Source organism: Actinokineospora sp. NBRC 105648, from assembly GCF_030269645.1.
In the GTDB taxonomy this organism is placed as follows: domain Bacteria; phylum Actinomycetota; class Actinomycetes; order Mycobacteriales; family Pseudonocardiaceae; genus Actinokineospora.
On record NZ_BSTR01000012.1, the window covers coordinates 69399 to 93830 of the forward strand.

Here is a 24432-nt window from a genome sequence, read left to right on the forward strand (position 1 = left end):
CATCTTTCCCGCCTTGACAACCCGAGCCAGTCCGTAGTGACAATTGTGCGTAGGGGAAGCAGGACCCAAGGAGCGGGACCCCAAGCGACCAAAACTCAGAGCTTGACGGGATAATGCGGCTCAGGCACCACAGGCGTGATCCGCCGCTCGATGAAGATCCCGTGCCACAGCATGAACACCAGCAGCGCCCAGATCCGCCGACTGTGGTCCAGCGTGCCTGCCTTGTGCTCCTCCAGCAGCCGCATCACGGCGTTCTTGTCGACCAGGGCGTCGGTCTGCGACTGCAGCACGATGTCCCGGGCCCACTCGTACATCTCCTCCCGCAGCCACAGCCGGATGGGCACCGGGAACCCGAGCTTGCGCCGGTTCAGCACGTGCGCGGGCACGATCCGGCGCAGGGCCTGCCGCAGCGCGTACTTGGTGGTCTCCTTGGTGATCTTCTGCTCCAGCGGCACCCCGGCCGCCACCCGGAACACCTCGGGGTCCAGGAACGGCACCCGCAGCTCCAGCGAGTTGGCCATGGTGACCTTGTCGGCCTTGACCAGGATGTCGCCGCGCAGCCAGGTGAACAGGTCGACGTGCTGCATCCGGGTGACCGGGTCCCAGGCCGCCGAGTCGCGGTAGTGGCCCGCGGTGATGTCGCGGTGCCCGACCGACGGGTCGAACGTGCGCAGCACCGGGCGCAGCTGGTCGTCCCGGAAGATGCGCGCGTTGCCGTAGTAGCGCTCCTCCAGGCTCAGCGAGCCGCGGCGCAGCAGGTCCTTGCCGCGGGTGCCCTCGGGGATCTTGGTGGAGACCTTGCCCAGGATGCGCCGCAGCGACCCCGGCACCCGCTCGAACGGCGCCAGCGACAGCGGCTCGCGGTAGATCGTGTAGCCGCCGAACAGCTCGTCGGCGCCCTCGCCGGAGAGCACCACCTTGACGTGCTTGCGGGCCTCGCGGGCGATGAACCACAGCGGCACCAGCGCCGGGTCGGCCACCGGGTCGTCGAGGTACCAGACGATCAGCGGCAGCGCGTCCATCATCTCGCGCGCGGAGACCGTGCGGACCACGTGCTTGACCCCGATCGCCGCCGCCGACTCGGCGGCCACGTCGACCTCGGAGTAGCCCTGCCGCTCGAAGCCGGTGGTGAAGGTCACCAGGTCCGGGTTGTGCTCGCGGGCCAGCGCGGCGATCGCGGTGGAGTCGATGCCGCCGGAGAGGAACGAGCCGACCGTGACGTCGGCGCGCATGTGCACCCGGACCGAGTCGCTCATGACCTCGGCGATCCGGGCGTAGAGCGCCTCGGCGTCGGCCGGGCCGCGCACCGGGGTGGGGGAGAACCGCGGCGACCAGTAGCGCTTGGTGACCGGCTCCTCGCCGGGGACCAGCGTGAACGAGGTGCCGGACTCGATCCGGTGCACCGTCGAGTGCATGGTGGCGGGCTCCGGCACGTACTGCAGCGTCAGGTAGTGCTGCAGCGACTTGCGGTCCAGCTCGAGCTTGACGCCCAGCAGCGGAGCCAGCTCCAGGATCGACTTCTTCTCGCTGGAGAACGCCACGCCGCCCGGGCCCGCCGCGTAGAACAGCGGCTTGATGCCGAACGGGTCGCGCGCGCCGAAGAGGGTCTGCTTCTGCGAGTCCCAGATGAGGAACGCGAACATGCCGCGCAGCCGGGTGACCGCGGCCTCGCCCCAGTAGTGGTAGGCGGCCACGATGGTCTCGGAGTCGCCGTCGGTGGCGAACCGCGCCCCGAACCGCTCGCTGAGCTCGGCGCGCAGCTCCAGGTAGTTGTAGATCTCGCCGTTGAACAGCAGCGTGTAGCGCTGCGGTGCCTCGGGCGGGCCCCACGGCAGCGGCTGGTGGGAGTGCTCGATATCGATCATGGACAGCCGGTTGAAGCCGAAGACGACCTCACCGCCGGTCCAGGTCCCGCTCTCGTCGGGGCCGCGGTGGCGCTGACAGCGCATCGCCGCGCCGACGGCCGACCGCGCCGCCGCGGCGTCCATCTCGGAAGGGCAGACCAGGCCAAGCAGACCGCACACGCTTCTCGCGCACCTCTCGTGTCGAGCCGGGGTGTTCTCTAGCGGGGAAGACGCAAGTATGCCGGTCCGGGTTGTCCGCCCTCGCGGGCCTGTTGGTTTCACCCGGGATGTGACCGACATCCGCTCACCCCTCAGGGGGTGTGGTCCAGGTCGCTCGGCTAGGCTCCGCATTGCTCTAACCGGCACCCATAGCCGCTGCCCAAGGGCGGCGCGCGGGAGCCGGATAGCGCGTGGAGATACCGCTTCGAGGAGGAGTCGCGCAGTGGGCACACCCAAGGCCTCCGGGAACCGCACGCCGGGGTCCCGGCTGACCAAGGTCGCAGGCCTGGTCGTGCTGGTCGCCCTCGGCGCCAGCGGCTGCTCGACCGACGAGGTCCTGCGGTTCGGCTGGCCGGAGGGCGTGACCCCGCAGGCCGACCGGATGCGCGAGTTCTGGACCTGGTCCGTGGTCGCCGCGCTGGTCATCGGTGTGATCACCTGGGCGCTCATCCTGTGGCCGGTGCTGGCCCACCGCAAGCGCGGGGACACCCTACCCAAGCAGTTCCAGTACAACCACTTCCTGGAGTGGATCTACACCGGCATCCCGGTCGTGATCGTGGTCGTGCTGTTCTACTTCACCGCCACCACGCAGAACTACGTGCAGGCCGAGTCCGACGACCCGGACGTCACCGTGGACGTGCTGGCCTTCCAGTGGAACTGGCAGTTCGAGTACAAGTCCTACAAGAACACCAAGGGCGCGCTGGAGATCCCGATGTCCCCGGAGGGCGCCCAGAACGTCGCCACCGTGGGCAGTTCGGCCGAGGTCCCGCTGCTGGTGCTGCCGACCAACCGCAAGATCCACTACAAGCTGCACTCGCGCGACGTCATCCACTCGTTCTTCGTGCCGGAGTTCCTGTTCAAGCGGGACGTCTTCCCGAAGCCGGAGCGCAACAACCAGGACTCGACGTTCGAGAACACCATCGACCGCACCGGGTCCTTCGTCGGCCGCTGCGCCGAGCTGTGCGGCACCTACCACGCGGTGATGAACTTCGAGGTCCGCGCGCTGACGCCGGAGCTGTTCGACCAGTACATGGGGCTGCGGGCAAAGGTGAACCCGAAGACCGGCAAGGGCTACACCGCGGCCGAGGCGCTCACCCAGATGAACTGCGGCGAGCTGTGCACGCCCACCTCGGTGACCACTAAGCCGTTCAACACCGACCGCACCCTGCGCACGGCGTCCAACTGAGACGTCCACAGCGGACTTGAGAGCCTTCTGGTGAATGTGAGGACAGCATGAAGGTCGAAGCCAGGCTCTTCGATATCACGACCGGCTTCTTCTTTCTCTCGGCCATCGTCTACGGGCTGTGGGCCAAGGAGCCGGTGGGCACCGTCGGCCTGATCCTGACCGGCGGGCTCTCGCTGATCGTCGGGTCGTACTTCCACTTCGTCGCCCGGCGGCTGGAGCAGCGCCCGGAGGACAACCCGGACGCTGAGGTCAGCGACGGCGCGGGCGAGCTGGGCTTCTTCAGCCCGGGCAGCTACTGGCCGGTGGCGCTGGCCGCCTCGGCCGCCACGGCGGGCTTCGCGATGGCGTTCTGGCAGATCTGGCTGCTGGTCATCGCCATCGTGCTGGTGCTGATCACCGTGGGCGGCCTGGTCTTCGAGTACCACACCCGGCCCAACAGCACGGACTAGTCGACCGGCTCGGTGAACGCGACCTGAGCCGCGAGACGACGCCGCGAGACGACAAGGCCCCCTCCGCGACGCGGAGGGGGCCTTCGTCTGTCGTGGACTCAGAGTTCCTGGGTGCGGGCGATCCAGCGGTCCAGCACCGCCGAGGCGGTGCCGGAGTCGATGGCGGCGCCCGCCTGGTCCAGCCCGGCCGCCAGGTCGCCGTGCAGGTCCCCGGTGAGGCCGCGGTAGGCCGCGATGGCGCCCGCGGCGTTGAGCACGACCGCGTCGCGCACCGGGCCCGCCTTGCCCGCCACCAGGTCGCGCACGACCTGGGCGTTGAAGTCCGCGTCGCCGCCGGTGAGGTCGGCGGGCTGGGCAGGGGACACCCCCAGGCGGGCCGGGTCGACCTGGTCGACCCGCACGGTGCCGCCGGTGACCACCCAGGCCGTCGTGGTAGTCGTGGTGGTGATCTCGTCGAGGTTGTCGTCGCCGCGCACCACCAGCACGCTCGCGCCGCGTTCGGCGAAGACCTCGGCCACGATCGGCGCCATCCGCGCGTTCGCGCAGCCCACCAGCCCCGCCTTGGGCTGGGCCGGGTTGGTCAGCGGGCCGAGCACGTTGAACGCGGTGGGCACGCCCAGCTCGCGCCGGGGCGGGCCGGTGTAGCGGAACGCCGGGTGGAACGCGGGCGCGAAGCAGAACCCGATGCCCACCTCGCGCACCGTGGTGGCCACCCCGTCCGGGGTGAGCTCGATCTTGACGCCGAGCCGCTCCAGCACGTCGGCGGTGCCGCACTGCGAGGAGGCGGCCCGGTTGCCGTGCTTGACCACCGGCACCCCCGCGGCCGCGGTGACCAGCGCCGCCATCGTGGAGATGTTGACCGTGTGGGCCTGGTCGCCGCCGGTGCCGACCACGTCGACGGCGTGCCCGTCGATGGGCACCAGCCGGGCGTGCGCGAGCATGCCCCTGGCCATGCCCGCGACCTCGGCCGCGGTCTCGCCCTTGGCCCGCAGGGCGACCGCGAAGCCCGCGATCTGCGCCGGGGTCGCGGCGCCGGACATGATCTGGTCCATCGCCCACGCGGTCTCGTCCGCGGTCAGGTCGACGCGCTCGATGAGCTGGTTGAGCAGGGCCTTCCAGGATGGCTGCGCCATGCCAGGCTCAGCCCCGCACCAGCGGCAGCCGCTTCGCGCGCAGCACGTCGGCGACGGTCTCGGCCGCGGTCAGCGGGTCGAGCGGGTGCACCAGCACCGCGTCGGCCTGCGACCAGGTGGCCAGCCAGCGGTCGTCCTTGCGGCGCACCGCGATGACGATCGGCGGGCAGTCGGTGATCTCGTTCTTGAGCTGGCGGGACAGGCCGATGCCCCCGGTCGGCTGCGCCTCGCCGTCGAGGATGGCGAGATCGATGTCACCGGCGTCCATCGCCATCAGCACCTCGGACACCGTGCCCACCTCCAGGTAGGCGACCCGACCGACGTCGGCGGCCGGGCGGCGCCCGACGGCTGTGACGATGGTCTCCCGCACCTCGGGCCGGTGGCTGAACACGAGGATCTTCAGCGGTGTGGTGCTCATGCAAGCGTCCTTCGCTAGGCCAGGTCGGGTGCGTCGATGTTATCGGTCTCACGTCCGCTGGTCTGCAAGACGTCCCAGCCGAGGGCGGTGCCGCCGAGCCGCTGGGCCAGGCTCGCCATCCTGGACCGCTCCTGCGCGCAGTGCAGGGCGTCCACCAGTTGCACGCGAAGCGCCGCGACCGGGCTGAGATCACCTTCCGGCGGACCGTTCTCCCGCAGTACGTAGCCGTCTTGAGCGATCAACCGGGCCGCCTCGTCGACCCGGTCGGCGGGCAGGCGCAAGTGGTGCCGCAGCACCGCCTGGTCACCGGCCCGCAGCGCCGTCGCGCGGGCCAGCGCGGCCGAGGGCGCCTCGGCGTCGTCGAAGGACGCCGCGACGACCGCCAGACCCGGGTCGTCGGTGGTCAACTCGGGGGTTCGCGACCCGGTGAACAGGGCCCGAACCCGGGCGAGAAACCCCATGTAGCCGCCTTTCCGGACGTATCGAAGGTGTGACGCGGTCTACTCACGACCCGACCGGGCAGGCCCGGTACTCGCAAGACATAATGCGACGCGTGACTGCAGCAGCGCCCTCCATTGGCCAGCGTGTGCACTCGCTGAACCGGCCGAACATGGTCAGCGTCGGCACCATCGTGTGGCTCTCCAGCGAGCTGATGTTCTTCGCCGGGCTCTTCGCCATGTTCTTCACCGTCAAGGCGCAGAACGTCGGCCCCAACGGCGAGGCGCTGTCCTGGCCGCCGCCGCTGGAGATCGGCGGCGAGGCCATTCACCTGAACGTGCCGTACGCGCTGCCGTTCACCATCATCCTGGTGGCCTCGTCGTTCACCTGCCAGCTCGGCGTGTTCGCCGCCGAGAAGGGCGACGTGTTCGGCCTGCGCCGCTGGTACCTGGCGACGCTGGTGCTGGGCGCGATCTTCGTCGGCGGCCAGGCCATCGAGTACCACAACCTGGTCAGCGAGGGCGTGACCATCCCGTCCGGGGCGTTCGGGACGGTCTTCTACCTCACCACCGGCTTCCACGGCCTGCACGTCATCGGCGGTCTGATCGCCTTCGGGTACCTGCTCATCCGCACCCGGCTGAGCAAGTTCACCCCGGCGCAGGCCACCTCGGCGATCGTGGTCTCGTACTACTGGCACTTCGTCGACGTCGTCTGGATCGGCCTCTTCGCCGTCATCTACCTCGTGCCATGAGGCAGGCCCACCACCACAGCTTCGCTGAGCCCGAACCGACAGCAAGGGTTGCCGTTCAATGATCAAGAAACTACGGAGCCGCGGCAGCAAGCTGCGCAGGCGGGTGGCCGGACTGCTGGCCCTCGGGTTCGCGCTGATGTCGGTCGGCGTCCTGTACTCCGCCTTCGCCCCGCAGGCGCCGGTGGCCCAGGCCCAGGGCGACTCGGCCCAGGTCCGCCAGGGCGAGCTGGTCTACAACAAGACCTGCATCAGCTGCCACGGCGCCAACCTCGAGGGCGTCACCGACCGCGGTCCCAGCCTGATCGGCATCGGCGAGGCCTCGGTCTACTTCCAGACCGCCACCGGGCGGATGCCCGCGGTGCGCCAGGAAGCCCAGGCCGAGCGCAAGCCCCCGAAGCTGAGCCCGGAGGAGATCGACCAGGTCAGCGCGTTCGTCCAGGCCCACGGCGGCGGCACCACGCTGCCCAAGGAGTCCGGCAGCCAGCTGGTCGGCGACAACCCGGCGCGCGGCGGCGAGCTGTTCCGGCTCAACTGCGCCTCCTGCCACAACTTCACCGGCCGCGGCGGAGCGCTGTCCTCGGGCAAGTACGCCCCCGCGCTCGACGGCGTCACCGAGACCGAGATCTACGCCGCGATGCTCACCGGCCCGCAGAACATGCCGAAGTTCTCCGACCGGCAGCTCACGCCGGAGGAGAAGAAGGACATCGTCGCCTACGTCAAGTCGGTGACCGACGGCAACAACAACCCCGGCGGCAACCCGATCGGCGGACTCGGGCCGCAGTCCGAGGGCCTGATCGCATTCATCGTGGGGATCGCCGCGCTGGTCGGCATCACCCTCTGGATTGGGGCGAAAGCATGAGTTCCACCAACCCCCCGGAGCTGCCGAGCGAGGAGGAGCTCGCCGCGATGTCCCGCGAGGACCTCGTCCGGCTGGGCGCCAAGCTCGACGGTGTCGAGTTCATCGAGTACCCGGACCCGTGGCCGGTCAAGGGCACCCGCGCGGAGAAGCGCGCCGAGCGCCTGGTGGCGCTGTGGTTCCTGATCGCCGCCGCCGCGGGCCTGGCGTTCGTCGGGATCTTCCTGTTCTGGCCGTCGGCCTACACCGCGCCGGGCACCGACGGGTACACCCTGTACTCGCTCTACACCCCGCTGATCGGCGCCACGCTCGGCCTGTCCGTGCTGGCGGTCGGCGTGGGCGCGCTGCTCTACACCAAGAAGTTCATCCCGCACGAGGTCGCGGTGCAGGACCGGCACGACGGCGGCTCGTCCGAACTGGACAAGGCCACGATCGTCGCCGAGCTGTCCGACGCGGGCAACCGCAGCACCATCGCCCGCCGGTCGCTGATCAAGCGCACCGCGGGCCTGGGCGCCGGCGCGATGGGCCTGGGCGTGGGCGTGTTCGCCCTCGGCGGCCTGGTGCGCGACCCGTGGGCGCAGACCGACTCCGAGAACTCGCTGTGGCACACCGGCTGGAAGTCCGACAACGGCGAGCGGGTCTACCTGCGCCGCGCGACCGGCGACCCCGAGGAGGTCGCGCTGGTCAAGCCGTCCGACTTGGACGCCGGTGGCATGGAGACGGTCTTCCCGTTCCGCGAGTCCGAGCGCAAGGACCACGAGGCACTGTCCAAGGCGCTCAAGCGCTCGGACAACCCGGTCATGCTGATCCGGCTGCGCCCGGAGGACGGCCGCAAGGTCATCAAGCACCAGGGCCAAGAGGACTTCAACTACGGCGACTACTACGCGTACACGAAGATCTGCAGCCACCTCGGCTGCCCGACCTCGCTCTACGAGCAGCGGACCAACCGGATCCTGTGCCCGTGCCACCAGTCGCAGTTCAACGCGCTGGAGTACTGCAAGCCCATCTTCGGCCCGGCGACGCGCAAGCTGGCCCAGCTTCCCATCGCGGTTGACGAGGAAACTGGTTACCTTTATGCAAGGAGCGATTTCACCGAGCCGGTGGGGCCGGCATTTTGGGAGCGTAAGTCATGAGCGCCATCACATCTCCCACGAAGCCCGACAACCTCGCCTCCCGCGCTGCGGGCGGCGCGGCTAAGTGGGCGGACGACCGGTACCACCTGGCCGGTGGCATGCGCCGCCAGCTCAACAAGGTCTTCCCGACGCACTGGTCGTTCCTGCTCGGTGAGATCGCGCTCTACAGCTTCATCGTGCTGCTGCTCACGGGCACCTACCTGGCGCTGTTCTTCGACCCCTCCATGCAGGAGGTCGTCTACCAGGGGTCGTTCAACAACCTGCGCGGCCTGGAGATGTCCCGGGCCTACGAGTCCACGCTGATCATCAGCTTCGACGTGCGCGGCGGCCTGTTCGCCCGGCAGATGCACCACTGGGCGGCGCTGCTGTTCATGGCCGCGATCGTCACGCACATGTTCCGGGTGTTCTTCACCGGCGCGTTCCGGCGCCCGCGTGAGGTCAACTGGGTCATCGGCGTGCTGCTGTTCCTGCTCGGCGCCACCGAGGGCTTCGCCGGCTATTCGCTGCCCGACGACCTGCTCTCCGGCGCGGGCCTGCGGATCATGTCCGGTCTGATCCTGTCGATCCCGGTGCTGGGCACCTGGGTGCACTGGCTGCTCTTCGGCAGCGAGTTCCCCGGCGAGGACATCGTGCCGCGGCTCTACACCGCGCACATCGTGCTCATCCCGGGCATCCTGCTGGCGCTGATCGGCATCCACCTCGCGCTGGTCTGGTACCAGAAGCACACCCAGTTCCCGGGCGTGCGGCGCAAGGAGACCAACGTCGTCGGCGTGCGGATCATGCCGGTGTTCGCGGTCAAGGGCGGCGCGTTCATGGCCGTCGTGGTCGGCGTCACCGCCGCGATGGGCGGGCTCTTCCAGATCAACCCGATCTGGAACTTCGGGCCGTTCAACGCCTCGCACATCTCCGCGGGCACGGTGCCCGACTGGTACATGGGCTGGACCGACGGGCTGATCCGGCTCTGGCCCGCCTGGGAGGTCTACCTCGGGAACTACACGATCCCGGCGGCCTTCTTCCCGTTCATGCTGGGCCTGCCGCTGCTCGGCGGCATCGCGGCGGCCTACCCGTGGATCGAGCGCAAGTTCACCAAGGACTACGCCCACCACAACCTGCTGCAGCGACCGCGCGACGTCCCGGTCCGCACCAGCCTGGGCATCATGGCGATCACCTACTTCATGGTCTCGCTGCTCTCGGCGGCCAACGACGTGCTCGCCGACAAGTTCGACATCTCGCTGAACGCGACCACCTGGATGGGCCGGATCGGCCTGCTGGTGCTGCCGCCGCTGGCGTACTTCATCACCTACCGGCTCTGCATCGGCCTGCAGCGCTCCGACCGCGAGGTGCTCGAGCACGGCGTGGAGACCGGCATCATCAAGCGGCTGCCGCACGGTGAGTTCATCGAGGTCCACCAGCCGCTGGGCCCGGTGGACGACCACGGCCACCCGATCGCGCTGGAGTACCAGGGCGCGCCGGTGCCGAAGAAGATGAACAAGCTCGGCTCGGCCGGTGCGCCGGTGCAGGGCTCGTGGCTGACGCCGGACCCGCCGGAGGAGACCGCGGCCCTGGCCAGGGCGCGCGCCGCCCAGCACGTCGGGCACGCCTCGCCCGCCGAGCTGGAGGCGGGGCCGAACGAGACCGGTCAGCACGTCGCGACCGACGACTCGACGAACAAGATCTAGCAGGTCACCAGCGTGGGGGCGGCACCCGATCGAGTGGGGTGCCGCCCCTTCGCGTTGGCGCAGCTCACTGCCCCGTGACGGGATTTCGCGATAGCCTGCCGCGGTGATCCAGCCGGGCCTGCGCCGAGCGCGCGCGTACGCGGTGGCGGCGGGGCTGCTGCTCGCCGCCGGGTGCGGCTCGGCCGAGCCGTCGGCCGCCGCCCCGGCCCCGCCCAGCGCCGTCGCGACCAGCGTGCCTGTTCCGACCACCACGACCACGGCCCCGGCGGCCTCCGACGCCCCGGCGCCCGGCACCCAGGCGGCCCCTGTGACCACCACCTCGCCGACCCGGCCGGAGTGCGCGGGCCAGCCGTACCCGCGCTCGGGCTTCGACTGCGACTTCCAGCACCGGTTCGCCGCCGCCGAGGCCTACGTGGCCCGCAGGCCGGGCACGGTCGGCATCGTCGTGCGCGACCGGCAGACCGGGGCGGTCTGGCGCAACGGGCACGCGGGCGACCTCACCTGGACCGCCTCGACGATCAAGCTGGCCATGGTGGTCGACCTGCTGCTGCGCGACCACGCGGGCAAGGTCTCGCTCACCGCCGCCGACCGCACCCAGCTCGACGCCATGCTGCACAGCTCCGACGACGACGCGGCCACCGCGCTGTGGGCCCGCTACGGCGGTGCCGACCACACGGCGTTCAACCAGGCCTTCCCCCGCTACGGGCTCACCTCGCTGCAGCCGCAGCGCGGGTACAGCAAGGTCTACCCGTACTGGGGCTTCCAGAAGTGCACCGCGGACGACCTGGACCGACTGATCAACTACGTGCTGGACGAGCTGCCCGCCGCGGACCGCTCCTACATCCTCGACCACCTGCGCGCCGTCGCCCCGAACCAGCAGTGGGGCGTCTGGGGCGCGGGCCCGTCGGCCCGACCGGGCAACAAGGACGGCTGGTCCGAAGAGGACGGCGGCTGGGTGATGAACTCCGTCGGCTTCCTCGGCCCGGGCGAGCGCTACACGCTCTCGATCATGAACAACCTGCGCGGCAAGGGCGGCTACGACGAGGGCAAGCAGACCGACACCGAGGTGGCCCGGCTGATCTTCGCCGGCCGGTTCTGACCGCTGGTCCGCTAGTCCGCTAGTCCTCACCCAGGTCGAACGCGGCATCGGTGTCGCGGCGCGAGTACGAGCGGAACGCGATGTGGGTGTCGGTGTCGAGCACGCCCGCCACCTTGCTGATCCGCCCCGGCACCAGCGTGGCCAGCTCCTCGTGCCCCTCCACCCGCACCACCGCGACCAGGTCGACGTCCCCGGCGCAGGAGTACACCTCGGCGACCCCCTCGATGTCGGCGATCGCTTGCGCGGTCTCGGGAATCCTGTCCGTCGCGGCGCTGATCAGCACGATCGCGGTGACCATCCCAGCGGGTCCTTCCGGTCGAGTTGCCTCGTCCGGCCCAGCCTAGAGCAGCCCCGCCGCTAGGCTCGTGCCGCCGCGACCAGAGCGAGAGGACACCGGGGTGCAGACACCTGACGAGTGGCTGGCCGACTTCGAGACCAAGGTCGCCGACCTGCAGCGCAAGGCCACCGACTTCAAACAGGCCGTCGACTCCTCGGCCACCACCGAGCAGTCCGAAGACGGCGCCGTGACGGTGTCGGTAGCCCCCAGCGGCGCACTGACCGACCTCCGGCTGACCGACGCCGCCATGACCAAGTCCGCGGACGAGCTGGCGGCGGAGATCCTGGCCCTGACCCGCCAGGCCCGCCAAACCGCAGCCCAGTCCGTGGCGACAGCGTTCGTACCACTCGGTGGCGACAGCGGCGTGGTGCAGCGGATCCCGGTGCCGGCGGAAGAGGCACCGAGCACGCCGGAACCCACCCGACCGCGCGCTGTCGACGAGGACGACTACTCGGAGAGCAACGCCGTCTACCGCGACGACAACCGCAGCTGGTAGCCGGACAGACCAGAACCCAAGGCGCCCTGCCCGAGCCCTCGCTCAGCCCACCGCCCAAGGTGATCAACGCTCCAAGATCTCTGGTCTCCCCACGCATCCGCACTCGCACGCCCCACGTGCCGGATCGCAAGAGACGCGCCGATCGAAAACCCGCCGACAACGCGCCCGCATCCTCACAGCTCACCTGCTGGATTGGGTGGAGTGGCTTTGTCTGGGGGGAGGGGCGATCGTAAACTTGCTGTGGTCGTGGGATGCCCTTCCCCACCCGCTTTTCCCACGACGATCGCCCCTAGGGGCCCCGGGCAAAGCCACTCCACCCAATCCAGCACACCACCCGAGCAAACCCCGACGCGGCAACCCCAAACAAGCCCCGAGGCAGCACCCTCATACAAGCCCCGGGGCGCAGCCAACCCCCAAAGCAAGCCCCCTCAGTCCCGAGGCAACGCACTAACCCGCGCATGATCAGCGCGATCCAACCAAGGCCGCCACCGAGCCGCCGAATACGCCGGCTCAGCCCACGGCGTGCTGCACCGCACCATCCGCGTCCCCGGCTTGTCCAACCAGCGCAGGACCACCGACACCTCCTCCGCAGGCGACCCCAGCAGCGGCCCCTCCCCGGCGATCACCGTCTCCGCCGCGGCCACCAGGCTCTCCACCACCGGCATCGGCGGAACCCCCCGACGGGCCACGCCCGCTGAGGCGAGGCGGCCGTGGCGGACCACCGCGAACTCCCAGCCGCCCAGGGAGTCGGGGCGGGCGGCGACCAGTTCGGCCACCGCGGCCAGGGCGGCGAGGCGTTGGCCGCGGTCCAGGCCGCGGATCAGGGTGCGCATCCGGTCGCGGTCGGCGCCCGCCTGTTCGAAGCGCTCGGCGGCCGCCAGCTCCGCCAGCCTGCGCTCCAGGGTGCCCAGCGGGTCGAGCGCGCGGCCCGCGACCAGCGAGTCGACCGCGCGCACGGCGGGCCGGTACTCCTCGACCGTCTGCCTGCCCGCGCACGGGGCGCCGCAGCGGTCGAGTTCGGCCAGGGCGCACGGGCGGGTGTCGCCGGTGGCCTGGGCCGGGATGCGCAGCGTGCACGGCCGGATCCCGGTGGCCTCCTGCAGCGCCAGCATCGCCTCCTCGGCGTGCCCGCGGCTGCGGAACGGGCCCAGCGCGCTCTCCCGTGGGCGGCGGACCAGGGAGAGCCGGGGGAACGGCTCATCGGTGAGCACGACCCACCAGGCGTTGCGGGGGTTCTTCGAGCGGCGGTTGTAGGCCGGTTTGTGCGCCGAGAGCAGCCGCAGTTCGCGGACCTCGGCCTCCAGCGGGTGCGCGCAGGTGATCGTGTCGACCCGGACCGCCAGCGCCACCATCTCGCGCAGCCTGCGCCGGGTCTCGCTCGCGGTGAAGTACTGGCGGACCCGCCTGCGCAGGTCGGAGGCGGTGCCGACGTAGAGCACCTCATCGGAGGGGCCGCGGAAGAGGTACACCCCCGGCTCGTTGGGCACGTCCTCGGCCAGGGTGCGCTTGCGCCGCTGGGCCGCGGTGACCTCGGGGATGTAGTCGAGCAGCTCCTCCAGCGACTGCACGCCCAACGACCCGACCCGCTCCAGCAGGCCGTGCAGCACGTCCACGGTGGCGCGCGCGTCGGCCAGGGCGCGGTGGACCGGCTTGGTGGTGGCCTGGAACAGCTCGGCCAGCGCCGACAGCCTGCAGCTGGGCGCCTCCTCGCGGCTGAGCACCCGCCTGCCCAGCCGCACGGTGCACACCACCGCGGGCTTGCGCCACGGGTAGCCCAGCCGCCCGCACGCCGCCTTGATGAACCCGACGTCGAAGCCCGCGTTGTGCGCGACCAGGACCGAGCCCGCGGCGAACTCCAGGAACGCGGGCAGCACCTCGGCCAACCGGGGCGCGGTGTAGACCATCGTGTCGGTGATCCCGGTGAGCGCGACGATCTCCGGCGGGATGCCCCGGCCCGGGTCGACCAGGGTGGCGAACTCGCCGACCACCTCGCCGCCGCGGACCTTCACCGCGCCGAACTCGGTGATCGCGTCGTCGTCCGGGCTGCCGCCGGTGGTCTCCAGGTCGAACACCACGAACGTGGTGTCGCGCAGCGGGGTGCCCAGCTCGTCGAAGGCGAGCTGCCTGCGGGTTTGGGCTGGGGTGCTCATCGGCGCCGAAGCTAGATCACCCCACCGACAGTTCCCCGCTGCGGTTCCGGGGGGCGCGGCTAGCCTTATGGGATGGCGCTGTCGTCCCTGCCCTCCGAGCCGGATGGTCCCGAGCCGTCCACATCGGACGGTTCAGGTCCGGTCGTGGAGTGGTCCGGGCTGCCCGAGCCGGTCCGCGCCCGGCTCGCCGAGCTCGGCGCGGCGGCGGTCGGCGCGCTGCCCAAGGTCGACGTGCCGCAGCAGTTGCGCAACGTCGCGCGCTTCGCGCCCGCCAAGCGGGCCCGGCTCGGCGGGGCGGCCATCATCGCCGGTCTGCGCGACGTGGTGGGGTTCCGCACCGCCGTCGTGGAGTGGTGCCGCGAGCACAAGCCCGCCGCGCTCGACCTCGGCGGCGACGACCCGGTGTCGGTCGCCGCGGCGGCGGTGCTGCTGGGCGAGGAGTCGGCGGTGCACTACCTGGAGCTGGTGACCAGGCGGGCCTCGGACAGCTCGCTGCGCGCCGAGCGCGACGTGGCCGTGGCCAGGCTGCGCAAGGCCGACGCCGAGCTGGAGCGGCTCCGCGAGCTGCTGGCCGAGTCCACCGGCGCGGCCGACCGGGTCCGCGCCGAGGGCGAGGCCGAGCTGGAGCGGCTGCGCAAGCGGCTGCGCGAGCAGGGCGCCCGGCTGCGCGAGGCCAAGGACGCCGCCGCCGCGGCCCAGGCGGCGGCCGAGCAGGCGCAGGCCAGGGTGGGCGCCGAGCTGGCCGCCCTAGTCGAGCAGCGCGACCGGGAACGCGACCGGGCCGAGACCGAGCGGAACCGGGCCGCGCGCGCCGAGGCCGACGCCGAGATCGCGCGCCAGTCCGCGCGGGAGGCCCGCCAGGCCGACGAGGTCCGGCTCGCCCTGCTGGTGGACACCCTCGACGGCGCCGTCACCGGCCTGCGCCGCGAGCTGGCGCTGGGCGGCGGCGGACCGCGCCCGGCGGACCTGGTGCGCGGCGCGACCGCGGCCCAGGGCGTCGTGGGGCGGGTGGAGGACCCGGCCGCGCTCGACCGGCTGCTGGCGCTGCCCGCCGTGCACCTGGTCGTCGACGGCTACAACGTCACCAAGACCGGCTACCCCGACCTGCCGCTGGCCGACCAGCGCGACCGGCTCATCCGTCAGCTCGCCTCGCTCGCCGCGCGCACCTCGGCCGAGGTCACGCTGGTGTTCGACGGCGCGGGGGTGGTGGCCGTGCCGATCGCCGCCCCGCGCGGGGTGCGGGTGCTCTTCAGCGACCCCGGGGTGCTGGCCGATGACGTGATCAAGGCCCTGGTCACCGCGGAACCCGAGGGGCGGCCGGTCGTGGTGGTCACCTCCGACCGCGCGGTCGCCGACGCGGTCCGCAGGCGCGGTGCCCACCCGGTGCCCTCGGCGGTCCTGCTGGCCAGGTTGGGTCGCGTCTGACGGGGTGGTCGTGCGAGGTCAGCGGAAGATCCGAGGTCAGCGGAAGATCACAGCGGCGGCACTGGCCCTGGCGGCCGTGCTGACCGGGCTCCCCGCCGCCGCCCAGCCGACCCAGCCCGCCCCGACCCAGGGTGACCCGCCGCAGATCGAGGCCGGGGTGGGACCGGGCGCGCCGGTGCCGGACACCCGGCCGGGCGAGGCGTTCGCCGACCCGAAGGTCGCCGAGCTGCAGCGCACCGCCACCGACGTGCAGCGGGAGCTCGCCGACCTGTCCGACCGGGTCCGCGCCGCCGAGGACGACCTGCGCTCGGCGACCGGCACGGCGACGCGGGCCAAGACCGACCGGGCGGCCGCAGACCGGGTGGTGGCCGCCCAGCAGGGCGAGGTCGACGCCTACTCCTCGGCCATCTACTCCGCGCTGGCCCGCCCGAGCGACCTTCAGGTCCTGTTCACCGCGGGCAGCGCGGAGGACTTCCTGGCGGGCAGCGAGCTGGTGGCGCGGTTGCGCGCCGACCAGGACGACCGGCTCAGCGCGGCGGTCAGCAGGCAGCGGGCCGCGATCGAGGCCGAGGACACGGCGGTGGGCGCCGAGCGCTCGGCCGCCGAGCGGAAGGCCGATCTGGACCGGCGCACCGGCGACGCGTCGAACCGGGCGGCCGCGGTGTCCTCCGAGCTGCGCGGCAAGGTCGACGACACCAACACCGCGGTCGTCGCGCAGCAGAAGGCCCAGCAGGAGCGCAACGGGAAGACCGCGGCGAACTGGAAGGCTTACACCGACAAGCTGGCCGCCGCCAAGATCACCCCGCCGAGTGCCGCCGCGCTGCGGGACCCCGCGCGGTTCCCCGCCTGGCTGCTCCCGCTCCTGGGCAAGACCGGGGTGCCGCAGGCCGGGGTCGCGCAGGTCGACGTCGCCGGGGAGCGGTTGCTCGTGCTGCCCGCTGAGACGGTCAAGGCGGTCGACGCGGCCGTGGCCGCGTTGGGCAAGCCGTTCGTGCCCGGTAAGGGCGGTGAGGGGCCCACGGCGTACTCCTGTGATGGCCTGGTGCGCGCCGCCTACGCCGTCGGGGGGATCGGCCTGCCCGCGGCGGCCGGTGAGCAGATGGCGGTGCTCACGCCGGTCTCCGACGCCCGGCCGGGCGACGTCGTGTTCCTCGGCCCGGCCCGGCTCGGCGTGCAGGGCGTGGGCATCGTGCTCGACGAGCGGACCATGCTCGCGGCCGACGCCCGGCTCGCCGGGGTTGTGGTGGCCGACCTGCCCGCGGGCGAGACGGTGCTGGGCTTCGGCAGGCCCGCGCTGGCCCAGCGGCCCGCCCAGCCGGTGCCCGCGGCCGCCGACGGGGGCCTGCCGTGGCGCTGCGGTGGCGTCCAGCTGCCCGCCCGCGGCGCCGGCGAGGCCGCCGGGGCGTGGGGCGGCTACCCCAACGGTCTGATCCCGCTGACGGCCCTGTGCCCGCTCGGCCAGGGTTCGCACGTGCTGCGCTGCGACGCGGCCGAGGCGTTCCGCGCGATGTCCGCGGCGTACGCGGCCGTGTTCGGCGCGCCGATCTGCCTGACCGACTCGTACCGGACATTCGCCGCGCAAGTCCGCCTCTACGCCGTGAAACCGGCGTTGGCGGCCGTTCCGGGGACGAGCAACCACGGTTGGGGGCTCGCGGTCGACCTTTGTGGTGGCGTTCAGTCATTCGGTTCCGCCGAATACGCGTGGATGATCTCCAACGCTGCGCTGTTCGGGTGGTCGAATCCGCCGTGGGCGCGACCGGGGCGCGGGCGTGAGGAACCCTGGCACTGGGAATTCACCGGGGCCTGACCAGCGGGTGCGCGACCGGTGGTCGAACACCTGAGCGAAATTGTCGGTGCCCTCTCCTAATGTGTGGATCACGAGATCGGCCGCACGGAAAGGAGCCGGGCAATGATCATCGACTGCGACAGCTGTGAGGTCCGCGGCGACGCGTGCAAGGAGTGCGTGATCACCGTTCTGCTGGGCGCGCCGCCCACCGTGGAGTTCGACGCCTCCGAGCAGCGGGCCATCGACGTGCTCGCCGGGGCGGGTCTGGTGCCCCGGTTGCGGCTGCTCCCGATCGAGAAGACCGCCTGATCGGGGGTGACACGCCCGGGTGAAACCATTCGGGCGACGAGTGGTCGCTTCGGTCGCTAAACGGTTCACCACCCGGGTGAACAGTGCTGTTGTCGTCATCACAGACGGGAGTCGCGACTGCTCCGTTGGTGTTTTCCAGCGTCCGGCAAGCCTTTTTCGCCGGTGCCGGTGGACGGCGGGGCTCACTTTTCGTAACCTGTCCGAGATCTCGCGGCCCGCAGCCGCCCGCCCCGAGGGTGGCTACGCGAGATCGCCGCCGAACCGGCCCCGCTCCCCAGGGTCGAACCGGAATCCCCCACGGTGGGGCCGTCCTTGATCGGGCACGTAGCGGTTCACCCGCACGCGCCGGACCGGGGCCCGGGCACCGCACTGGTGTCCGAGTGCGCTGGACACCAGGACGGCCGTCGGCGGTAAGACGGACGAAGGAGTACGCGCGACCGTGTCGTCGCATCGACTCAAACGTGCAAAGCGCGGTGCCCTGAGCGTGGCGGCCGTCATCGCGGTGGTGGCGTTCTCGCCCACCCCCGCGTTCGCCCAGCCCCCGGCGACGCCCCCCACCACCGCGTCCGAGGCCCTGCAGAAGTACCAGGAGCTGAGCAAGCAGGCGGAGAAGGTCAACGAGGACCTGCTCAAGGCCCAGACCGACCTCGACGCGAAGAAGGCCGAGTACGACAAGGCCACCAACGACGTCACCGTCGCCGCGGCCAACGAGAAGCAGGCCCAGGCGCTCGAGGAGCAGTTCCGCGGCCAGGTCGACCTGCTGGCCAACGCCTCGTTCCAGGGTGTCCGGTTCAACAAGATCTCCGCGCTGCTGACCGGTTCCTCGGCCGACGACTTCCTCGAGCGCGCCACCGCGCTCAACGTCCTCGCCGCCGACAACCAGGAGGCGCTGGAGAAGTACACCGGCGCCGTGGCCACCGCCGCGGACTCGCGCAAGCTCGCCGAGGACGGCCAGCGCCGCGCGGCCGAGGCCAAGGCCGCCGCCGAGAAGCTGACCGCGGACATCACCAAGACCCGCGACGACCTGCGGACGCAGATCAAGACCGTCGAAGAGGCCAAGACCCGGCTGTCGAAGAAGGACACCGAGGTGCTCAAGGGCACCCCGGACGACGGCGTCTACCTCGCGCCCGCCGGTTCGGCCGGCCGGGCCATGGAGGTCGCGCTGGCCCAGCGCGGCAAGCCCTACGTGTGGGGTGCCGACGGCCCGGGCAGCTTCGACTGCTCCGGTCTGACCATGTACGCCTACGCGGCGGCGGGCGTGAGCCTGCCGCACTCCAGCCGGGCCCAGTTCGGCTACGGCAAGTCGGTCTCGCGCAGCGAGCTGCTGCCCGGTGACCTGCTGTTCTACGGCAGCAGCGCGGGCTCGATCCACCACGTCGCGATGTACATCGGCGACGGCCGGATCGTGCACGCCTCCACCTCGGGCGTGCCGGTGAAGACCGACTCGCTCGACGGCGGTGGCCGCGACTTCTTCGGCGCGCGCCGCATCGTCGGCTAGTCGACGAGCACGTCCAGCGGGACCGGGGCCGGTTGGCCCCGGTCCCGCTCGCGTTTTCCGGTGCTGATCACGCGAACAGGCGGTTTCCCCGGCGCTGTGGACAACGCCCCCGTGAATCCGGGCAGCCTCCCCTAAGATTTGCCGGTGGCCACGAGGGCGAGGGTGCGGGCACTGCTGAGCGCGGCGGTGGCCGTGCTCGCGCTGTCCGGGGTCACCGTCGCCTCGCTGCCCAGCCGCCCGGTCGAGGCGCCCGCCCAGCTCGGGCAGGGGCAGCCGATGGGGGCGGTGCCGCCGCCCACCCAGCCGGAGGACACCGAGCGGGCCGCGGCCATCACCGAGCTGCTGCGCCGCCGGGCCGACGCCCTGCTGGTCCGCGACGAGGCCGCGTTCGTGGCGACCCTGGACCCGCAGGCGGAGCCGGTGTTCCTCGACGAGCAGCGCGCGCTGTTCGCGAACCTGGGCGACATCCCGCTCGACTCCTGGTCCTACGGCGTGCGCCCGGACGACACCCTCGACCTGTCCACGCTGCCCGCGCCCGCCACCGACCCGACGGCCGCCGAGCTGTGGGCGCCCGCGGTGGAGCTGCGCTACGCGCTGCGCGGGATCGATCAGGTGCCGACCAGCAGGCCGATGGGCTACCTGTTCGCCAAGCGCGCCGGTGCCTGGTACCTGCGGTCCGACAGCGCGCTCACCGACCTGGGCAGGCGCAGCTGGCGCGGGCCGTGGGACTTCGGCCCCTGCCAGGTCACCCCCACCGCGCACGGGCTGGTCCTGGCCCACCGCGGCAGCCAGCCGATGGTCGACCGGCTGGTCCGCGAGCTGGACTCCTCGGTGCAGGCGGTCAGCCAGGTCTGGGGCGACGACTGGCCCAAGCGGGTGGCGCTGTTCCTGCCGGACAGCCCCACCGAGATGCGCGCCCTGGTCGGGCCGGACTTCCCGGTGGAGTCGGTGGTCGCGGTCGCCATCGCCGACCGGGTGGACACCGCCAAGCACACCGCCACCGGCCAGCGGGTGGTGCTCAGCCCCACCGGGTCGCGGGCGCTGTCGATGTCCTCGCTGCGGGTGGTGCTGCGGCACGAGATCACCCACGTCGCGGCCCGCGCGGCCACCGTCGACGGCTCGCCGATGTGGCTGCTGGAGGGCTTCGCCGACTACGTCGGCTACCGCGACAGCGGCATCGCGCTGGCCCAGGGCGCGCCCGACCTGGCCCGTCGGGTGCGCGAGTCCGGCCCGCCGACCGCGCTGCCCGAGGACCGCGATTTCCGCACCCGCGACCGCAGCCTCGACCTGGCCTACCAGCAGGCCTGGTCGCTGGCCCGGTTCGTCGCCGACCGGTTCGGCGAGCCCCGGCTGGTCGCGCTCTACCGGGAGCTGGCGGGTGCCGGGCCGATCTCGGCCAGCGACACCGACGACCTGCTCCGCCAGGCGATCGGCATGGACCGCGGTGGGCTGCTGCGCGAGTGGCAGGCCTACCTGCGCGGGGCGCTGCGCTGACGCGCGGTTGCCCGAGTCGCGCTGCCGGCGTGGACCCTGGCGGGGTGGGTTTCTTGCCGTGCCTGACCAGCCCGAAGTCGGACTAGTGGCGCCGGTGCGGTCCGGATGTCGACCACGCACGGTGTTGGAGGGGACGCTCTAGCTGGTCGCGGCTCTTCAGCTTGTCTGGCAGTTCCTCGCCGAGGTCACCGCGGGCCTGCTGGCCGCTTGCGGGCCGATGTCGACGGCCTCGGTGCCGAACAGCGCCATGCCACCGCTGACCGTCCCGCTGCTATCCGCCCGGACCTGACCTGGGCGAGCGGTGCCGGGCTGGACGCGAGTTCCACCCGGGAGAACCCCGGCGCTGACCAGGGCTAGGTTGGACCGGTGCGCAAGACCCTCCTCGTGACCAACGACTTCCCGCCGCGGCCCGGGGGGATCCAGACCTACCTGCACTCGTTCGCCCGGTGGCTGCCGGGTCAGGAGATCGTGGTCTACGCACCGGACTGGGCGGGCGCGCGGGAGTTCGACGCGGCGCAGCCGTTCACCGTGGTCCGCCACCCGGGCAAGCTGATGCTGCCGGTCCCCGGTGTCGCCCGGCGGGCCCGGGAGATCCTCAAGGCCGAGGGCTGCGACTCGGTGTGGTTCGGCGCAGCGGCCCCGCTGGCGCTGCTCGCCCCGACGCTGCGCGAGGCCGGGGCGCGGCGGGTGGTCGCCAGCACGCACGGGCACGAGGTCGGGTGGTCGATGCTGCCCGGCGCCCGGCAGGCCGTCCGCCGGATCGGGCGCACCACCGACGTGGTGACCTACGTCAGCCGCTACACCCGGACCCGGTTCGCCGCCGCGTTCGGGCCGCGGGCCGCACTCGAGCTGCTGCCCTCCGGCGTGGACACCGACCTCTACCGCCCTGATCCCGCCGCGCGCGAGGACATCCGGGCTCGGCACCGGCTCGGCGACCGGCCGGTGGTGGTGTGCGTGTCCCGGTTGATGCCGCGCAAGGGGCAGGACATGCTCATCCGCGCGTTGCCCGCCGTGCGCGAGCGGGTGCCCGGGGCGGCGCTGCTGCTCGTCGGCGGCGGCCCGTACCGGGCTCGGCTGGAGGCGCTGGCCGCGCAGGCAGGGGTGTCCGAGCACGTCGTGTTCACCGGGGCGGTGCCCTGGGAGGAACTGCCCGCGCACTACGCGGCCGGTGACGTCTTCGCCATGCCCTGCCGCACGCACGGCAAGGGCCTCGACGTGGAGGCGTTGGGCATCGTGTTCCTGGAGGCCGCGGCCACTGGGCTGCCGGTGCTCGTCGGCGACTCCGGTGGCGCACCGGAGACCGTGCGCGACGGTGAGACCGGGCACGTGGTCGGCGGCCGGGACCTCGCGGTGATCACCGACCGCCTGGTCGAGTTGCTGTCCGACCGGGACGCCGCCGCCGCGATGGGTGCCCTGGGGCGGCGGTGGATGCAGTCCGCCTGGCAGTGGTCCGACCGCGCGGCCCGGCTGCGGCACCTGCTCGACGGCGAGACGGTCTACCGGTTCAGCAACAACTGACCTCAGTCGGCGAGCCGCCAGGTCTGGGTGGCGAAGTCGTCCTCGGGGTCCTCGGCTGTGCTGTCTTGGGTCTCGGCCAGGAGTTCCGCGGCGGCGAACGGTGCCAGGATGTCCACGCCGTCCGAGAGCGCCGCGACGGACGCGCGGTGGACCAAGGCCTGGATCTCGGCGGCGAGCGCGTGGCCGGACATCGACCGGGCGGCCCGACCGAGGTCGAGACCGGTCAGCATCCCCTCCAGGTTCACCGTCACGGTGATCCCGTGCCTGCCGCGCGCCGACGCGGTGACCGCGCCCAGCCGGTCGACGATGCCGCGGCTGCGCGCGTCCAGGTCGTCGGCGGCGGCCAGCAGGTCCGCCATGGACAGTTCGGTCATTCCTGCCTCCACGTGCGCGGGGTGGTCTCGTCGGCGGCGGCTCCCAGACCGAGGGCGGTCGGGTCGACGCCCGCGAGCAGGTGGTGGGCGCGTGAGTTCGCCTCGGCGGTGGCCTCGCGGACCAGCCGCAGGATCGTCTCGGCGAGCGCGGGCGACCGGGTGGCGGACTCGCTGACGCGCAGCGCGGACAAGGCGCCACCGGCGAAGACCTCGACCTCGACACCGGCGTCGCGGGCGGTTGCGGTGGTGGTCATGAGGGGTGCACACCACCGTAGAAGATGCTGCTGGACAAGGGATGCGTGCGGCGGACGACGGAGTCGGTGTGCGGGCCGGAGTTGCCCTCGATGAGGGTGACGGTGCCGCCGTCGACCTTCTCGACGATGCCGATGTGGGTGCTAGTCCGGGTGTTCTGCGGGCCGGTGCCAAACAGCAGGACGTCGCCGGGGCGGGCGGCCTTGAGGCTGGTGTAGGCGAGGCCCTTGCCGCGGCCCCAGGTGAAGACGTCGCCGGTGAACGGGTAGAGCGGGATGTTGACGCCGCCGCGGCGCCAGACCCAGGTGGCGAACGACGAGCACCAGGCGGCCTGCGGGCCGTACTTGTTGGCGTTGTTCGCGCCCTCGCGGTAGCCCAGTTGGGTGGCCGCGATCTGGGTGATCTCCTTGTGCTTGCCGGGTTTCGGCATGTCGGGCTTGCTTGGCTTGTGCGACTCGGCGGGCTTGGTGCCGGCGTGCTGCCGTCGGGGGTCGGCGTAACCGTCGTGCTCGACGGACTTCTCCAGCGCGCGCAGTTCCTTCGCGGCGTCTTCGAGTCGCGTGTGGACAGTGGCGACCTGCTTGGCGGTCTCGTTGGTGTAGTCGCGAACCAGCTCCACCACCTGGCCAACGGCACGCAGGAGCGCCGCCCGCTGCCCCACGGCGATCCCCGCGTCCAGGACCTTCGCGGCGGCGGTGGTGTACTCGTCGATGAGCTTCACGACTGCGGTGTGGCCGCCGTCGAGGGTTTCCGCGGTGCCCTTGACGATCGTCGCCCCCTTGGCAGCGGCGGCGGCGGTCGTGCTCAACGCCGAGTCGACCTTCTTGGCCCGCCTGGCGAACCCGTCGGCACTGCGGCCGGACCACTCCGCGGTGGTCGCCTTGGTGGCCTTCTCGTGAGCGTCGCGGTGTTCGAGGACCTTCTTGTGCGCGTCGGCGAAGGCGTGCTGGGCGGCCCGGGCGTCCTCGGCCTTGCCCGCCAGCCGGTTGCGGTGCTCGACCATCTGCTCGGCGAACAACCGGGCGATCCGCATCGTGTCCACTATGGACGCACCTTGCCCAGGTCGGCGGCGATCTCGGCATCCTCACGCCGATACGCGTCGGCGGTGCGCCCGACTGCCCGCCCCAACCGGTCGGCGTTGTCGGCGGTACCGACGATCTGGCGGGTGAGGGAGTCGGCGAACCCCTTGAGCGCCTTGGCGAACCCGGAATCCCGCCCCACCCACCCAAACCCCTCGCCGGTAACGGAGGCGACACCGTTGCGTCCGACCGTGCGCAGCTCGTCGGCCATCCCCTCGACCTCCCGGGCGTACCCGGTGAGCGCTTCGACATCCACACCGAAGGACCTGTCGGAGGGGTTTCTCCCTTCGGACCGTCCACCGGACTGAGACCTGCCCTCGTCCGGCTTCGTCCCCAGCCGTGCGCTGATCAAGTCGACCAGCTCCCGCTCGTCCATCCCCGCCTCCACTCACCCGGTACGGGGAAACGATCACGCGGACGGGTGGTGCGCGACCACTACCGCTACACGGGCGGTCACACACGCTGCACACCAGAGCTAATGCGTAACCGTTGTCGGTGGCTGGGTCTAC

At 71.8% G+C, this 24432-nt stretch carries 24 protein-coding genes; 14 read left to right on the forward strand and 10 right to left on the reverse strand.

Annotated elements, in window-relative coordinates:
• Positions 1-95 precede the first annotated feature (95 nt).
• On the reverse strand, positions 96-2024 hold the full coding sequence (asnB, locus tag QSK30_RS13780) for an asparagine synthase (glutamine-hydrolyzing) (protein ID WP_285502859.1): 1929 nt from the start codon (positions 2022-2024) through the stop codon (positions 96-98).
• A 262-nt stretch (positions 2025-2286) separates the two neighbouring features.
• Here asnB and ctaC point away from each other — a divergent pair, with 262 nt between their 5' ends.
• Both ctaC and QSK30_RS13790 read left to right on the forward strand, forming a co-directional pair.
• Positions 2287-3249: an aa3-type cytochrome oxidase subunit II gene (gene ctaC, locus QSK30_RS13785; RefSeq protein ID WP_285502860.1), complete on the forward strand. Its 963-nt coding sequence runs from the start codon at positions 2287-2289 to the stop codon at positions 3247-3249.
• A gap of 47 nt (positions 3250-3296) precedes the next feature.
• Positions 3297-3698, forward strand: a complete 402-nt coding sequence (locus QSK30_RS13790; RefSeq protein WP_285502863.1) for a cytochrome c oxidase subunit 4 — start codon at positions 3297-3299, stop codon at positions 3696-3698.
• A gap of 98 nt (positions 3699-3796) precedes the next feature.
• Here the strand turns inward: QSK30_RS13790 and trpD are convergent, their stop codons facing one another.
• From trpD to QSK30_RS13805, 3 genes are read right to left on the reverse strand one after another with little or no spacing between them, the layout of a single operon-like run.
• Positions 3797-4831 (reverse strand): anthranilate phosphoribosyltransferase, encoded by a 1035-nt coding sequence (trpD, locus tag QSK30_RS13795; RefSeq protein WP_285502865.1) that lies wholly within the window; start codon positions 4829-4831, stop codon positions 3797-3799.
• Between the two features lie 7 nt (positions 4832-4838).
• The gene (locus tag QSK30_RS13800; protein ID WP_285502867.1) at positions 4839-5249 is read right to left on the reverse strand and encodes a response regulator; all 411 of its coding nucleotides are present in this window, start codon (positions 5247-5249) and stop codon (positions 4839-4841) included.
• A gap of 14 nt (positions 5250-5263) precedes the next feature.
• A complete protein-coding gene (locus QSK30_RS13805; RefSeq protein WP_285502869.1) occupies positions 5264-5710 on the reverse strand; it encodes a hypothetical protein in 447 nt (148 codons plus the stop codon).
• Positions 5711-5793: 83 nt separating this feature from the next.
• On the opposite strand from QSK30_RS13805, the gene ctaE reads away from it, so the two are divergent.
• The 5 genes from ctaE to QSK30_RS13830 all read left to right on the forward strand — a co-directional run bounded on the left by ctaE (position 5794) and on the right by QSK30_RS13830 (position 11205).
• On the forward strand, positions 5794-6438 hold the full coding sequence (gene ctaE / locus QSK30_RS13810) for an aa3-type cytochrome oxidase subunit III (protein WP_285502871.1): 645 nt from the start codon (positions 5794-5796) through the stop codon (positions 6436-6438).
• 58 nt (positions 6439-6496) lie between these two features.
• Complete coding sequence (gene qcrC / locus QSK30_RS13815; protein WP_285502873.1) at positions 6497-7297, forward strand: cytochrome bc1 complex diheme cytochrome c subunit; 801 nt, start codon at positions 6497-6499, stop codon at positions 7295-7297.
• Positions 7294-8427, forward strand: a complete 1134-nt coding sequence (gene qcrA / locus QSK30_RS13820; protein WP_285502875.1) for a cytochrome bc1 complex Rieske iron-sulfur subunit — start codon at positions 7294-7296, stop codon at positions 8425-8427. Before qcrC ends, qcrA begins: the two co-directional genes overlap by 4 nt.
• Complete coding sequence (gene qcrB / locus QSK30_RS13825; protein ID WP_285502877.1) at positions 8424-10106, forward strand: cytochrome bc1 complex cytochrome b subunit; 1683 nt, start codon at positions 8424-8426, stop codon at positions 10104-10106. Before qcrA ends, qcrB begins: the two co-directional genes overlap by 4 nt.
• Before the next feature lie 103 nt (positions 10107-10209).
• On the forward strand, positions 10210-11205 hold the full coding sequence (locus QSK30_RS13830; protein WP_285502879.1) for a serine hydrolase: 996 nt from the start codon (positions 10210-10212) through the stop codon (positions 11203-11205).
• A gap of 19 nt (positions 11206-11224) precedes the next feature.
• Here the strand turns inward: QSK30_RS13830 and QSK30_RS13835 are convergent, their stop codons facing one another.
• Complete coding sequence (locus QSK30_RS13835) at positions 11225-11503, reverse strand: Lrp/AsnC family transcriptional regulator (protein WP_285502881.1); 279 nt, start codon at positions 11501-11503, stop codon at positions 11225-11227.
• A 100-nt stretch (positions 11504-11603) separates the two neighbouring features.
• Between QSK30_RS13835 and QSK30_RS13840 the strand changes: the two genes are divergently transcribed.
• The gene (locus tag QSK30_RS13840; protein ID WP_285502883.1) at positions 11604-12038 is read left to right on the forward strand and encodes a YbaB/EbfC family nucleoid-associated protein; all 435 of its coding nucleotides are present in this window, start codon (positions 11604-11606) and stop codon (positions 12036-12038) included.
• 428 nt (positions 12039-12466) lie between these two features.
• Here the strand turns inward: QSK30_RS13840 and QSK30_RS13845 are convergent, their stop codons facing one another.
• Positions 12467-14188: a DEDD exonuclease domain-containing protein gene (locus QSK30_RS13845; protein WP_285502884.1), complete on the reverse strand. Its 1722-nt coding sequence runs from the start codon at positions 14186-14188 to the stop codon at positions 12467-12469.
• A gap of 72 nt (positions 14189-14260) precedes the next feature.
• On the opposite strand from QSK30_RS13845, the gene QSK30_RS13850 reads away from it, so the two are divergent.
• The 6 genes from QSK30_RS13850 to QSK30_RS13875 all read left to right on the forward strand — a co-directional run bounded on the left by QSK30_RS13850 (position 14261) and on the right by QSK30_RS13875 (position 22218).
• Positions 14261-15613 carry an NYN domain-containing protein gene (locus tag QSK30_RS13850; RefSeq protein ID WP_285502886.1) on the forward strand — a complete coding sequence of 451 codons (1353 nt, stop codon included), beginning with the start codon at positions 14261-14263 and terminating at the stop codon, positions 15611-15613.
• 10 nt (positions 15614-15623) lie between these two features.
• Positions 15624-17420 carry a D-alanyl-D-alanine carboxypeptidase family protein gene (locus QSK30_RS13855; protein ID WP_285502887.1) on the forward strand — a complete coding sequence of 599 codons (1797 nt, stop codon included), beginning with the start codon at positions 15624-15626 and terminating at the stop codon, positions 17418-17420.
• Positions 17421-17522: 102 nt separating this feature from the next.
• Positions 17523-17708 carry a hypothetical protein gene (locus QSK30_RS13860; protein WP_285502888.1) on the forward strand — a complete coding sequence of 62 codons (186 nt, stop codon included), beginning with the start codon at positions 17523-17525 and terminating at the stop codon, positions 17706-17708.
• A gap of 484 nt (positions 17709-18192) precedes the next feature.
• Positions 18193-19206 (forward strand): C40 family peptidase, encoded by a 1014-nt coding sequence (locus QSK30_RS13865; RefSeq protein ID WP_285502890.1) that lies wholly within the window; start codon positions 18193-18195, stop codon positions 19204-19206.
• 144 nt (positions 19207-19350) lie between these two features.
• On the forward strand, positions 19351-20700 hold the full coding sequence (locus QSK30_RS13870; protein WP_285502892.1) for a gluzincin family metallopeptidase: 1350 nt from the start codon (positions 19351-19353) through the stop codon (positions 20698-20700).
• Positions 20701-21066: 366 nt separating this feature from the next.
• Positions 21067-22218 (forward strand): glycosyltransferase family 4 protein, encoded by a 1152-nt coding sequence (locus QSK30_RS13875; RefSeq protein ID WP_285502893.1) that lies wholly within the window; start codon positions 21067-21069, stop codon positions 22216-22218.
• 2 nt (positions 22219-22220) lie between these two features.
• Here the strand turns inward: QSK30_RS13875 and QSK30_RS13880 are convergent, their stop codons facing one another.
• The 4 genes from QSK30_RS13880 to QSK30_RS13895 are packed head-to-tail and all read right to left on the reverse strand — an operon-like array spanning position 22221 to position 24299.
• On the reverse strand, positions 22221-22592 hold the full coding sequence (locus QSK30_RS13880; RefSeq protein ID WP_285502894.1) for a hypothetical protein: 372 nt from the start codon (positions 22590-22592) through the stop codon (positions 22221-22223).
• The gene (locus tag QSK30_RS13885) at positions 22589-22846 is read right to left on the reverse strand and encodes a YbaB/EbfC family DNA-binding protein (RefSeq protein ID WP_285502895.1); all 258 of its coding nucleotides are present in this window, start codon (positions 22844-22846) and stop codon (positions 22589-22591) included. The genes QSK30_RS13880 and QSK30_RS13885 overlap by 4 nt, the downstream gene beginning before the upstream one ends.
• Positions 22843-23877, reverse strand: a complete 1035-nt coding sequence (locus tag QSK30_RS13890; protein ID WP_285503086.1) for a C40 family peptidase — start codon at positions 23875-23877, stop codon at positions 22843-22845. The genes QSK30_RS13885 and QSK30_RS13890 overlap by 4 nt, the downstream gene beginning before the upstream one ends.
• Before the next feature lie 8 nt (positions 23878-23885).
• Positions 23886-24299 (reverse strand): WXG100 family type VII secretion target, encoded by a 414-nt coding sequence (locus tag QSK30_RS13895; protein WP_285502897.1) that lies wholly within the window; start codon positions 24297-24299, stop codon positions 23886-23888.
• Between the last annotated feature and the right edge of the window lie 133 nt (positions 24300-24432).

Bases quoted from the DNA above. Each gene is read 5' to 3' on its own strand.
- QSK30_RS13885 (WP_285502895.1), bottom strand. From the start codon at position 22,846: ATGACCACCACCGCAACCGCCCGCGACGCCGGTGTCGAGGTCGAGGTC.
- QSK30_RS13880 (WP_285502894.1), bottom strand. From the start codon at position 22,592: ATGACCGAACTGTCCATGGCGGACCTGCTGGCCGCCGCCGACGACCTG.
- QSK30_RS13890 (WP_285503086.1), bottom strand. From the start codon at position 23,877: ATGCGGATCGCCCGGTTGTTCGCCGAGCAGATGGTCGAGCACCGCAAC.
- qcrB (WP_285502877.1), top strand. From the start codon at position 8,424: ATGAGCGCCATCACATCTCCCACGAAGCCCGACAACCTCGCCTCCCGC.
- QSK30_RS13895 (WP_285502897.1), bottom strand. From the start codon at position 24,299: ATGGACGAGCGGGAGCTGGTCGACTTGATCAGCGCACGGCTGGGGACG.
- QSK30_RS13805 (WP_285502869.1), bottom strand. From the start codon at position 5,710: ATGGGGTTTCTCGCCCGGGTTCGGGCCCTGTTCACCGGGTCGCGAACC.
- QSK30_RS13800 (WP_285502867.1), bottom strand. From the start codon at position 5,249: ATGAGCACCACACCGCTGAAGATCCTCGTGTTCAGCCACCGGCCCGAG.
- QSK30_RS13790 (WP_285502863.1), top strand. From the start codon at position 3,297: ATGAAGGTCGAAGCCAGGCTCTTCGATATCACGACCGGCTTCTTCTTT.
- ctaE (WP_285502871.1), top strand. From the start codon at position 5,794: ATGCGACGCGTGACTGCAGCAGCGCCCTCCATTGGCCAGCGTGTGCAC.
- QSK30_RS13860 (WP_285502888.1), top strand. From the start codon at position 17,523: ATGATCATCGACTGCGACAGCTGTGAGGTCCGCGGCGACGCGTGCAAG.
- qcrC (WP_285502873.1), top strand. From the start codon at position 6,497: ATGATCAAGAAACTACGGAGCCGCGGCAGCAAGCTGCGCAGGCGGGTG.
- QSK30_RS13835 (WP_285502881.1), bottom strand. From the start codon at position 11,503: ATGGTCACCGCGATCGTGCTGATCAGCGCCGCGACGGACAGGATTCCC.
- QSK30_RS13850 (WP_285502886.1), top strand. From the start codon at position 14,261: ATGGCGCTGTCGTCCCTGCCCTCCGAGCCGGATGGTCCCGAGCCGTCC.
- QSK30_RS13845 (WP_285502884.1), bottom strand. From the start codon at position 14,188: ATGAGCACCCCAGCCCAAACCCGCAGGCAGCTCGCCTTCGACGAGCTG.
- qcrA (WP_285502875.1), top strand. From the start codon at position 7,294: ATGAGTTCCACCAACCCCCCGGAGCTGCCGAGCGAGGAGGAGCTCGCC.
- trpD (WP_285502865.1), bottom strand. From the start codon at position 4,831: ATGGCGCAGCCATCCTGGAAGGCCCTGCTCAACCAGCTCATCGAGCGC.